Raw genomic sequence first — 11,367 nt, forward strand, 5'->3', positions numbered from 1 at the left:
CGACAAAATATATGGATATGATTCAAATGAGTTCTCCGGATACGGACAACAATACACAGGAAATCGATCTGATCGAATTAGCCAAACAGTTGTGGGGCAAGCGTAAATTCATCTTTAAATGTTGTGGAATAGCCGTAGTTGCGGGACTTATCGTTGCTTTCAGCATACCTAAAGAATATAGTACCAGCGTAAAACTGGCACCGGAAACCTCCGATCCAAGCAAAAAGATGGGGAACCTGGGAGGACTAGCTGCCATGGCCGGTATAAACCTGAATACATCTTCCGGCTCGGATGCTATCTCTCCGGAGCTGTATCCGGATGTAGTCAGCAGTGTTCCTTTTCTACTGGAGTTGTTTCCGATACAGGTAACGACAGAAAAAGGGAATTATTCAGCCTCTTTATACGATTATATGGATGACCACCAGAAAAGAGCCTGGTGGAGTTATGTAATACAGGCACCTTTCAAATTAATAGGTGGGGTAAAAGAATTGTTCTCAAAAGAGGAACCGGTAAATAGCGGTGAGTTGAGTTCTTTCCGGTTGACGAAGGAACAGGCGGATGTAATAAAAGGGTTGCAGGAGCGTATCTCTGCTTCCGTCGACAAAAAAACATCGGTTATTACCGTTGCGGTACAGATGCAAGACCCGTTGATCTCTGCCAGTATCACCCAGGTTGTCGTAGATAAACTTCAGGAATATATTACTAATTACCGTACCCAAAAGGCCAAGCAGGACCTGGAATTCACAGAAAAAGTATTCGGAGAAGCCCGTGAGTCTTATTATAAAGCTCAACGTGCGTACGCTACCTTTGAAGATGCCAACAAGAATATTATTTCTGCCAGTTACCGGACAGAACAGGAACGATTGAAGAATGAAATGACACTGACATTCAATGTCTACAACACATTGGCACAGAAATTGGAACAGGATAAATTGCGGGTTCAGGAACAGACACCGGTTTATACCGTTATACAACCTGCCACTGTTCCTCTGAAGCCGGCATCCCCCAAGAAACCACTGATCCTGATAGGTTTCGTATTCCTGGCAATATTCGGTAGTATTGGTTATTTATTCATCAAAGACCTTTTTAAACCGAAAGAGGAAAATGACGACTTCCTGATCGAATAACAGGTATGAGTATAAAAACAAAAAATGAGAAGCTGCCACTGCAGCTCCCCATTTTCTAATAAACTACATAAAACACTTAAAAGAACAAACTTCTATTTTAGAATGCAACACCGAAGCGTACGCCCCAGTTATTTATTCCGTCCATGGAATAAGTCAGGACTTTGCTTTTGTTTGTTGCATAGTTATAATAAGCAGCTACGTGCAAACCGAACTTCTTTTCAGGAGTAAAGAAGATATTCATACCGACTTCGGGAGCTACATAGAAACCCCACTGGCGGTCGTATACTTTCATTACATTCATATAAGTCGACATTTCGCTGTATTCGGTACCTAATTTAGCTGAAATATAAGGTTCGAACTGACCTTCGCGGGTGAAGCTATAACGGAACGCTGCACCAAAAGGCAACTGGAACAAGGAATGTTGCTGATCGGATGTGATAGCAGAAGTTCCACTTACATCGAGTGTCTGACGGTCGATATATTTATTATTCGTGTGATAAGAAATAAATGCACCTACCGCAAAGTTAGGAACGACATAATAACCGGCTTCACCGTGAGCACCCCAACCGCTTGTCTTGTCGGCAAAGCTATTGCCGAACGGAGTGTTAATATCCCAGTCGATATTGAAATACATATTGTTTACAACCTGGGCGCCAGCCAGTGAGGGCATCGCTAAACAGGCGATAAGTAAAGCGACTAATTTTATTGATTTATTTATCTTTTTCATAAGACTCAAATTTTACTGATTCGCGTTTAATTATTTCCTGAGGTATGATGATTGAACAAATGCCTGATCGAGAGCACGGATGCATAACTGAGTATCTACCTTGTCGGAACCAGACAATAAGCCGGACATATAGGCAGTCCAGATAACCGGCAGTTTAGTATCAGCTTTTGGAGCCGGCGATTTCAGGTCTACCATTTCGGCAAGCAGTGAACCTACGCTATAGCTGTAGACAGTTGCATACGGATAATACCAATCGTGCCAGTCATAACCCCAGCTCGGTCCCCATCCTGGTCTCCAGTAATTCGGTGTCCAGTAACCTGGGTAACCCCACCACCAGTAGTTGTTGTTATAATCATTGTACCAGTTTGTAAAATAATTTACATTTTCTACAAAAGATACCTGTAAACCCAGGTCGGCGCTTTCTTTATCCATAGTACGGGTGTAACCACGGCTTTCCATATTACCGATCAATGTCGTGATGATGTCGTCGGCTTCGGTTGCTGTCCAGTACTGAGGTTTTTCGCTACTGCCGATTAACAGCACACTATCGGGAACATAGAATGTAGTGAATGACTTAAAGTCCGCCTTACTATCATGATCTGTGTACACCACAAAATCATTATCCAGCTTTGACATATCCGGATCTTTCTGACAGGATGCCAGTAAAAGGATCAACAAGAAAAAAGGAATAATCTTTTTCATCTCATTTTAACGTTTAAAACAGTTTATACTATTATTTGTGCTTATATATAAGTTATCCATGAAACAACAAGAAATTAAAAAAGGTTCTCTTTGATGTTATTTTGGCTGTGTTAATTAACTTGTTGTAAGACTTCAAAACGCTCGTAAACGATAGTTAAAACGCAAAAAAGCCTGAAATAACTTACGCTATTTCAGGCCTTTGGATTATTCTTACGAAATAATTTTTATTTCAATGTGCCCTGTTGTGCATCTTGCACCATCTTTTCGTTGGCAAGGATCAGAATTTCCACACGACGGTTCAGCGCACGTCCTTCAGGCGTATCGTTGCTGGCAACAGGATCGTGAACGCCTTTGCCTTCATACTCCATGCGGCGGCCGCTTACGCCCTGGTCTACCATCATATAGTCATAAACGCTTTTGGCACGTTTTTCAGACAATGTCTGGTTATAGTCTACCTTTCCGGTATTATCGGTATAGCCGATAATTTTGATATCGGTATCCGGGTTCTCATTCAGGCTGACAGCCAGTTTACGTAATGCGCTGCGTGAAGCGTCGCTCAACGTGCTCGAGTTGGTGGCAAATAGAATACCGGAGTCGAAAGTTACTTTCAGAGCTTCGCCATTGTTGATCGTTTCAACAGTGGTTTCAGGCGGTAAAGTAGCTTCGAGTTCTTTCTTCTGCTTATCCATCTTTTTGCCGATCAGGGCTCCGGCTGTACCACCTACGGCAGCTCCGATAACGGCACCTAAAGCTGTATTACCAGCCAATGCACCGATCCCGGCTCCGGCAGCAGCACCACCACCTACACCGATGGCTGTACCTTTACCTGTATTCGTCCATGTTCCACAACTCGTAAATACTACTGCCATACATAGCAGTACAGATAATAACTTAAAACTCTTCATGATTTTTTTACTCTTTTATAAACCTTATATGAATATAACAGTTTATCAATCGAACATGTTGATAGAATCGCAATATTCAAGTTCTCCCTGCACAATAAAGCTTATTGCTTCGGGGTCGAATTTGCCTACGCCATCCTTTTTAGCGTTCTTAATAACATATTCGATCAATTCATCTTCGTCGATCTCGATATCGGTATTATCGTCTGCATCGTCGTTCAGATAACCGCGTGATTCGTAGAAATCGTAGATCAGGTCTACAATATAATTGATATCGTCGTTACTGAATTTTCCTTTTAACTCCTGGGGAAGATAGTTCTGAATAAATTTTACAGATTCGTCTTCGTCGTAAATCAAATCGTCTTTGTCGCTCATAACTTTTTCAGTTTAATTGGTTACATACTTATGCAAAGATATGGCTTTAATTGAGAATTTAAAAAAAATCCTCCGCCGTATCACTTGACTAATCCGTCAATCGTCTTTTTCCCTTCCCGGATAGCTTTGTTAATACCGATGTTGACGCCATGCTTTGTCTGGATCGTGATATATTCAGCCTTCAGCTTGGTAAGTTCAAACATTTCATCGGTTGTAAGTTCCGGGCTGTATTTATCATATTTGGTAACGGCAAATTCCTGGAATGTCTTGTCTACCTTCTCCCAATCGGCAGAAGTATATTTTTCACTTTCTTTCTGCACCTTTTCGATAAACTTGGTGAAGTCCTTTACATACGATTCTTTCGTTTCACTGCAACTATTACATGTTAAAAGCGTAATAGCTGCAAACATCATCATTAAAAACCTTTTCATATCTTTTCCTTTTTAGATTAATTCCAACAAAAGTAAACAAAAAAAGAGGATCTGCACTGTCCGGCAGAATGAAACTGCCGGACAGATATTAATCGGCTGTAGCTACGATCCGGTCTGCCGTCCAACTATCAGCAACTATCTGTATCCGGTCTGCGGGTAAAGAAGAGGTAAAACTGATCGTTAAAGTGCAGTAGTCACCCGGCATAAGCGTGATATAATTATCCGAATAATGTACGGGAAGGATACGCTTGCCGGTTTCCTTATCCAATACTTTGATGCGGTTGAAGAAAGAAATATTCGTTTCCGAATGAAGCGATACCATACCCGACCAGGTTGTTCCTTCCTGTTGCAATGATACTTTCACCTCCGGCTTTGCTTCGAGCAAACGGGATAAACCGGAATAATCTTTGGGAAGCGTGGTCAGCCAATAGATATTCGGCGTATCCGGTAATGCCACGGACACGTCGGAAGACCGTTCAAGATCAGCGGGTTGCATAGACAGACGGAGAAAGTAGACTCCTTGTATCTCTTCCGGGACGGGAACATCAAACAAGGGCACTACCGTATTGGCTTTTGCATCCGACTTTATCTCCTTTTCCCAACGGATCTTACCGCTGGTGTCGTAGATACGGGCATTTACGATCAGATCCGGATAATCGGACAAGGATGTATTCAACAGTTCTACCTGCCGGGTGACGGGATTGTAGAACGGATGTAGGGGTTCGCATCCTTTACGTGTACCGTACAGGGAAGCGTTTACATCGAGGAACCAGTCGTACATCTGTCCGCGCAGGGAAGTCCACGGGTTCTGGGTTTTCCAGATCAGTATCCCGGTATACCAGTCCCAAAGATGCGAACCCCACCCCTCCATAAAGCTACGGTATTGATCGTAATTCACGACCTGAGCGTATTTACAATAGGTTTCAATATCCTTCACTTCGCCATAACGTTCCAAATGATCCTGATATCCCAAATCCCGATGATAACGCCAGGTGGCATTACGGGTAAAACCTTTTCGCGGGAATCCCGCCAGATCCCTTTCCGTCATTATTTCCCGCATACTTTCCACCTCCGGCGAACCGACAGAGCCTGCCTCCGGATTGAACGGATGTGAGCGGAATGTAAAGAACCATTCCGGCTCCTGAATTCCATAAGGACCGTCGCCGTTATCGCCCAACAGGTTGCGGGTAAAGAGGGAGTCGGTCGAATAGCTGACGAACAGGCGTTCGGGATCAAGCTCGGGGAAGACTTTTTCTTTCAGTTGCTTGTCGATGTTTTTTGCCAACGGCCATTCGTTAGCTCCACACCAAAGACAAAGGCTCGGATGGTTACGTATCATTTTGACCTGGTCTTTTACCGAGGCGATAAAGAGATCGTGATTGTCGGGATATTCCCAACGACGTTCGCGGGAGTCCATTTTCATCGGGTCTTCCCAGGCACCGTTACAATCGCCGCTGCCCCATAGATCCTGGAAGACCAGTATTCCGTATTCATCACAGGCATTATAAAACTCCGGACGTTCGAGCAAGGCACCTCCCCATACGCGGATCATACGCAGATTCATTTCGGCATGAAAGCGGACTTCATCGCGGTAACGTTCAGGGGAAAGACGCAGTAACCAGTCGGAAGAGATATAATTGCCACCGGTTACATAAATCTTCTGACCGTTCACATAGAAGCGACGACCTCCGTTGTCCGGACATTTATCTGTTGTGATCTCACGGATACCGTATTTAAGTCGTTGGCTGTCACTGACCCGGTTGTCTGCTTCAAAGTAAATATGCATATCGTATAGAGGCTGTTCCCCTACTCCGTTGGGCCACCACAAACGTGGATTTTTTATTTTCATCGGGTCGAAATGAACTTCCCTTTTTTCGTATGGAGACAAGGTGAGACGCTGCGTTAAACGAATACCGTTTGTTTCGCAGACTAACAGACCTTTGCGTGGTGTATCGGTGACATTCTCCACCTCAACAGAAGTCTTTACCAAAGCATCCTCCTGCGTTCTCTTTTCCGGAGAGCGGACACCCGGCACTTTCGTTACGATATATGGCGACTGGACGGTAACAGCACCGGTAGTAGTAACCGATACCTCATCCCAGATACCGGTATTACGATCTCTGATAGGTTGAACCCAGTCCCAGCCGGGCGTATATTGCATGGTGTTATTACGGGCGATCTGTCCGTCACCGCCTTGTCCGCCATTCGGATCGCCGGGGTATGTGGGAGGATATACGAGGACAGCCAAAACATTTGTTCCTTTCTTCTGAAGATGTTCCGTTATATTAAACGATTTCCGCAGGAACATTCCTTCATGGGTGGTATTATTAAGCCGTTTGCCGTTCAGGAACAGTTCTGCTTTATAGTTTATTCCCCGGAAGTTCAGCCAGACAATCCGACCGTCCGGTACTGTCGGCGTTTCAAACTGGCAAACGAACCAGAAAGTATAAAAATCATTGCCGGCTTCATAAATATCGGGGATCAGGTTATTGTTCATTCCGAACTCCGGTGCAGGGTACAGGCCGTTTTCCAGTAAAGTGGTCAGCACCGTCCCAGGGATACGGGCAGGCATCCAGCCTGTTGTTTCCAAAGGTGTAGAGCTTAAAAGGTTTCCGTCTGTCTTTATCTCACTGGCTCTCCGTGCCATCCAGCCGGAATTAAGCAAAGCCTTTTCCCCGGGATCAGGGAGAGCCAATATAAGTTTCTCTCGTGCAGAGAGTGGAAATAATCCGCAAACAATCAAAAACCAGCAAAGTAAAATAAGAGATTTGTGTTTCATAACGTATACAATTTAGTAGCCGTAATATACGACAAAAAAAGACAAGGCGTCTTTCACAAACAGAAGAAGCCCTGCTCTTTATATTTTATTAATAGAAGATCAGTACGATCCGGATATTCCTTATAATTCTTAAAGACCAGTTTCAATACATATTTCCGAACATCAAAAAAACCGTCCTGGAAGAAAATAACTTTTGCACTTTTGAATAGTCCCCCATATTTCTTTTCCATCTAATTTTGCTTCATAAACTTTAAAGACATGATTACAGATAAAGATACCGATTTCGTTTATTTCAGTTCTTTAATAAAAGAACTCGACCAATATACAACATTTTGGAAAAGGTTAAATACTATATTGGCAGAGAAAAAAATCAATTATGGTTTTATTGAAAGCACTCGTGACATTTGGTGTAGGGATTAGAAAAACTCTGTAGTTCTAATCAAGTGAAATATTACTTGATAGGATAAATCAAAGCCCAACTATTAGGTAAATCCAGAACAAACAGGCGTTTCATAAGAATGTGTTTTTGATAGACTGCACAAAGATAAAACCAAAAAGGATTGTTGTGCGATTTGGGGCAGTTTATTTTCTGGATATACTAAGAAGGGGACAAGTCCCCTAAAATCAGAGATATCCTATTTTGTAAAAATATCTAATTTCCAGGTCTTGTCGTATCTGTTATTGAGATATTGATTTTCTGAAATCTGAAGGTGTCATGCAAAGATGTTTACTTATATATCGGCTCAAATAGGATACTGAAGAGAAATTAAGGCGGTAAGCGATTTCGTTCAATGATAAATCTTTCTGAATTAGAAGTTGCATAATATCCTTCACCAAGAAATGGTCGATCCAGTAAGTCGCAGGCTGTCCGCTGATGCTTTTACTTATTTCCGAAAGATAGTGCGGAGTGATGCAAAGACGACTGGCATAGTATTCAAGATTCCGATTCGAAGCATAATCTCCGTCGAGCAACAAACCTATAAAATCCCGCATCAACGCTGCTGGTCTCGATGAAACTCTCCATTTATTGGCCCGGGCATGAATGTCGTACAAATCGAGTATATGAGCTTTCAATAAAGCTCCTATCATCTCTTCCCTAAACAGATGTTTCAGGTCACTGAGTCTTTCGCGTAGGCGTACCATATCTTTCTTACATTTGTCGAAATCTTCTGCCGTGAGTTTCATCACCGGATTTTGCAATAATGATAGATGACCGATAATACCGTAATTACTCCGTATAATATTCGTGGAAATGAAAGACTCGGCAATACTCATGACAATAACTTGACACTCCTCTGATTGTGAAACAGAAGATATGGATACCCCATTCGTGAGAATAACATAATCGCCGGACGATATATTATAATGTGTGCGATGAATAGTAAAACTAATATTTCCGTCAATACAAAGAATATGAACCACATTACCTGCATGGCTTGTAAAGTCATATTCGGTGAGCGTATCGAAAAAAAACAAGGGGGCAGATTCGATAATTTTCATATAGATTGGATTATATTGTTTTCGCAAAAATAGGCTAATACCACGAAAAATGAAAATTATCCGCAGTTTTTTATAATGCCCAAGCCATTCGTATGCCGTAATTTTGCCACAGAAATCAAACAATGATAATATGAAGCAAGTAAGACTCAACAATGGAGTGATAATGCCATCCATCGGATTCGGTGTGTATCAAATTCCAGTAGATGAAACAGAAAGGGCGGTAGCAAATGCACTTGAAATTGGTTACCGCATGATTGACACGGCCTCCTCTTATTTCAATGAAAAAGAGGTGGGTGATGCCATCCGAAACAGTGGAATTAAACGTGAAGAACTTTTCGTAACCACGAAGTTGTGGGTACAAGATTATGAGTACGATGATACCTTGCGGGCATTCGATCTCTCGATGGAAAAACTTGGATTGGATTATCTCGACCTATATTTGATGCATAAGCCATATGGCAACTATTATGCCGCTTGGCGGGCTATGGAACGGCTTTACAAAGAGGGACGCATCCGTGCCATCGGAGTGACTAGTTTCTCCAATGAACGTTTGCAAGATCTCTTTCTGCACAATGAAGTTAAACCTGCCGTAAACCAGTTGGAAACTCATCCTTTCTTTCAGCAAAAAGCAGCCAATCATTTCCTGCAATGCGAGGGCATACAGCATGAGGCGTGGGCTCCTTTTGCCGAGGGACGAAATGACATTTTCCACCATCCAGTATTGAAAACGATAGCCGAACGGCATGGCAAAGGTGTCGGTGCGGTTATTCTTCGCTGGTTGAATCAGCGAAATATCGTGGTTATCCCTAAGTCTATACACAAGGAACGAATGATTGAGAATTTCAATATTCTTGATTTTACCCTTTCCGACGAGGAAATGACAACTATCGCCGCATTGGATACGGGCAAAAGTCCTATTTACGATGATATGGATTTAGCGACTGCAAAAAGTATCGGATTACATAAAATTCATTGATAGCATTCAATTTGTAAAGTATTAGAAATATGATGGAAACAAGAAATTTAGGAGATATAAAAGTGTCGCCTATTGGTATGGGTTGTATGGGATTCAGTCATGGTTATGGACAAGTACCCTCCGAAGAGTATTCAATCAAAGCCATTCGTCATGCATATGATTTTGGATGTACGCATTTCGATACGGCAGAAGTTTATGGAAAGGAACAATTTTATGCTGGACACAACGAAGTCTTGGTAGGTAAAGCTGTCGAGCCTTTTCGCAACGAAGTGGTTCTTGCGACAAAACTCCATCTTGGAGAGAACGAAGCTTTGCGTCATGCAGACATCTATTCAGAGATTTATCACCACTTACAAGAATCGATGAAAAGATTACGTACGGATTATATAGATATTTATTATCTGCACCGTACTAATACATTAGTTCCACTTGAAGAGATGGCTATCTCTATGGGGAGACTTATTAAAGAAGGTTTGATACGAGGCTGGGGATTATCCCAAGTTTCAACCCAACAAATTCGTTCGGCACATGCTATTACTCCATTATCTACTGTGCAAAACCTGTATTCGATAATGGAACGCGACTGCGAGGAAGAAATTATTCCACTATGTATGGAAAAGAATATTGGTGTAGTGCCGTTTTCTCCCATAGCAAGTGGTTTTTTGTCCGGCCATGTAACGATACAGACTCAATTCGGATTTGACGATGTGAGAAAATTTGTTCCTCAATTATCGAAAGAGAATATCGAGGCAAATCAGCCAATTTTGGATTTGCTTTCGTTGTATGCCAAAAAGAAAAATGCAACTATGGCACAAATATCCCTTTCGTGGATGCTTCATAAATATCCGAATGTTATTCCTATTCCCGGTTCAAAAAATCAGGAACGTATTCTTGAAAATCTCGGAGCTTGGGATGTGGAACTTTCTGATATGGAATTTCAACAGTTGCAATCGGCTTTGGATACTTGTAAAGTGCATGGACATCGTGGTTGTGTAGAAACGGAACAGACTAATTTCGGAAAGAATTGGAATCAAAATAATAACTGAGTATGGAAACTATAAAATTGAACAATGGCATTGAAATGCCGACATTAGGATATGGTGTCTTTCAAGTATCATCAAAAGAATGTGAACGTTGCGTACTTAACGCTATCGCTGCGGGCTATCGTCTGATAGATACTGCGCAGGCTTATTATAATGAAGATGGCGTGGGCAATGCGATTGCCAAATGCAGTGTACCTCGCAACGAGCTTTTTCTTACGACCAAAGTCTGGATTACCAATGCTGGAGAAGAGAAAGCGGCTCGTAGCATCAACGAATCACTCCGCAAACTACGCACCGACTATATCGACTTGCTGCTTATCCATCAGCCGCTCAACGACTATCCGGGAACATGGCGGGCTATGGAAAAGGCTGTGCGGGAAGGAAAGATACGTGCCATCGGGCTTTCTAACTTCTATCCTGACCGTTTTGTGGATATGGCAGAGTATGCCGACATCAAACCTGCCGTAAACCAGTTAAAAACCAATGTCTTCAGCCAGCAGTGGGATGCAGAGGTTGAAATGAAACCTTACGGCACGCATATCATGGCGTGGGGGCCACTGGCGCAGGGCGATCCTGATCTGCAGACCAATCCGGTATTAGTAGGATTGGCAGAAAAATATAATAAGACGGTACAACAGGTTGCCCTGCGTTATTTGATACAACGGAACATCATCGCTATTCCCAAAAGTACCCATATCGAGCGTATGAAACAAAATCTGGATGTGTTTGATTTTGTCCTCACGTCGGAGGATATGGAAACGATCCGTCCGCTCGATAAACCTGCCGACTTTCGCTGGTCACACCG

General features: G+C 42.5%; 12 protein-coding genes. 4 read left to right on the forward strand and 8 right to left on the reverse strand.

Annotation, left to right across the window (positions count from 1 at the left end):
* Positions 1-17 precede the first annotated feature (17 nt).
* The gene (locus QZ076_RS13945) at positions 18-1,127 is read left to right on the forward strand and encodes a Wzz/FepE/Etk N-terminal domain-containing protein (protein WP_293713972.1); all 1,110 of its coding nucleotides are present in this window, start codon (positions 18-20) and stop codon (positions 1,125-1,127) included.
* Between the two features lie 97 nt (positions 1,128-1,224).
* Here QZ076_RS13945 and QZ076_RS13950 read toward each other — a convergent pair whose 3' ends face one another.
* The 8 genes from QZ076_RS13950 to QZ076_RS13985 all read right to left on the reverse strand — a co-directional run bounded on the left by QZ076_RS13950 (position 1,225) and on the right by QZ076_RS13985 (position 8,543).
* The gene (locus QZ076_RS13950) at positions 1,225-1,854 is read right to left on the reverse strand and encodes an outer membrane beta-barrel protein (RefSeq protein ID WP_293713952.1); all 630 of its coding nucleotides are present in this window, start codon (positions 1,852-1,854) and stop codon (positions 1,225-1,227) included.
* A gap of 30 nt (positions 1,855-1,884) precedes the next feature.
* On the reverse strand, positions 1,885-2,556 hold the full coding sequence (locus tag QZ076_RS13955; protein ID WP_293713954.1) for a DUF4136 domain-containing protein: 672 nt from the start codon (positions 2,554-2,556) through the stop codon (positions 1,885-1,887).
* A gap of 224 nt (positions 2,557-2,780) precedes the next feature.
* Positions 2,781-3,461, reverse strand: a complete 681-nt coding sequence (locus QZ076_RS13960; RefSeq protein WP_293713956.1) for an OmpA family protein — start codon at positions 3,459-3,461, stop codon at positions 2,781-2,783.
* A 45-nt stretch (positions 3,462-3,506) separates the two neighbouring features.
* Positions 3,507-3,833, reverse strand: a complete 327-nt coding sequence (locus QZ076_RS13965; RefSeq protein WP_075558231.1) for a hypothetical protein — start codon at positions 3,831-3,833, stop codon at positions 3,507-3,509.
* 80 nt (positions 3,834-3,913) lie between these two features.
* Positions 3,914-4,264 (reverse strand): DUF6565 domain-containing protein, encoded by a 351-nt coding sequence (locus tag QZ076_RS13970; RefSeq protein ID WP_293713958.1) that lies wholly within the window; start codon positions 4,262-4,264, stop codon positions 3,914-3,916.
* Positions 4,265-4,352: 88 nt separating this feature from the next.
* A complete protein-coding gene (locus tag QZ076_RS13975; protein WP_293713960.1) occupies positions 4,353-7,043 on the reverse strand; it encodes a glycoside hydrolase family 2 TIM barrel-domain containing protein in 2,691 nt (896 codons plus the stop codon).
* 53 nt (positions 7,044-7,096) lie between these two features.
* Positions 7,097-7,273 carry a hypothetical protein gene (locus QZ076_RS13980; RefSeq protein WP_293713962.1) on the reverse strand — a complete coding sequence of 59 codons (177 nt, stop codon included), beginning with the start codon at positions 7,271-7,273 and terminating at the stop codon, positions 7,097-7,099.
* 448 nt (positions 7,274-7,721) lie between these two features.
* Positions 7,722-8,543, reverse strand: coding sequence for a helix-turn-helix domain-containing protein (locus tag QZ076_RS13985; protein ID WP_293713964.1), 822 nt, complete (start codon positions 8,541-8,543; stop codon positions 7,722-7,724).
* A gap of 130 nt (positions 8,544-8,673) precedes the next feature.
* On the opposite strand from QZ076_RS13985, the gene QZ076_RS13990 reads away from it, so the two are divergent.
* From QZ076_RS13990 to QZ076_RS14000, 3 genes are all read left to right on the forward strand, one after another.
* Positions 8,674-9,519, forward strand: a complete 846-nt coding sequence (locus tag QZ076_RS13990; RefSeq protein WP_293713966.1) for an aldo/keto reductase — start codon at positions 8,674-8,676, stop codon at positions 9,517-9,519.
* Positions 9,520-9,551: 32 nt separating this feature from the next.
* Positions 9,552-10,565, forward strand: coding sequence for an aldo/keto reductase (locus tag QZ076_RS13995; RefSeq protein WP_293713974.1), 1,014 nt, complete (start codon positions 9,552-9,554; stop codon positions 10,563-10,565).
* A gap of 2 nt (positions 10,566-10,567) precedes the next feature.
* On the forward strand, positions 10,568-11,367 hold an 800-nt coding region (locus QZ076_RS14000; RefSeq protein ID WP_293713968.1), incomplete at its 3' end, for an aldo/keto reductase.

It is taken from the genome of uncultured Parabacteroides sp. (genome assembly GCF_905196875.1).
GTDB lineage: Bacteria > Bacteroidota > Bacteroidia > Bacteroidales > Tannerellaceae > Parabacteroides.

Coding starts and splice junctions, on each gene's coding strand:
- QZ076_RS13945 (WP_293713972.1), top strand. CDS start 18: ATGATTCAAATGAGTTCTCCGGATACGGACAACAATACACAGGAAATC.
- QZ076_RS13950 (WP_293713952.1), bottom strand. CDS start 1,854: ATGAAAAAGATAAATAAATCAATAAAATTAGTCGCTTTACTTATCGCC.
- QZ076_RS13955 (WP_293713954.1), bottom strand. CDS start 2,556: ATGAAAAAGATTATTCCTTTTTTCTTGTTGATCCTTTTACTGGCATCC.
- QZ076_RS13960 (WP_293713956.1), bottom strand. CDS start 3,461: ATGAAGAGTTTTAAGTTATTATCTGTACTGCTATGTATGGCAGTAGTA.
- QZ076_RS13965 (WP_075558231.1), bottom strand. CDS start 3,833: ATGAGCGACAAAGACGATTTGATTTACGACGAAGACGAATCTGTAAAA.
- QZ076_RS13970 (WP_293713958.1), bottom strand. CDS start 4,264: ATGAAAAGGTTTTTAATGATGATGTTTGCAGCTATTACGCTTTTAACA.
- QZ076_RS13975 (WP_293713960.1), bottom strand. CDS start 7,043: ATGAAACACAAATCTCTTATTTTACTTTGCTGGTTTTTGATTGTTTGC.
- QZ076_RS13980 (WP_293713962.1), bottom strand. CDS start 7,273: ATGGAAAAGAAATATGGGGGACTATTCAAAAGTGCAAAAGTTATTTTC.
- QZ076_RS13985 (WP_293713964.1), bottom strand. CDS start 8,543: ATGAAAATTATCGAATCTGCCCCCTTGTTTTTTTTCGATACGCTCACC.
- QZ076_RS13990 (WP_293713966.1), top strand. CDS start 8,674: ATGAAGCAAGTAAGACTCAACAATGGAGTGATAATGCCATCCATCGGA.
- QZ076_RS13995 (WP_293713974.1), top strand. CDS start 9,552: ATGGAAACAAGAAATTTAGGAGATATAAAAGTGTCGCCTATTGGTATG.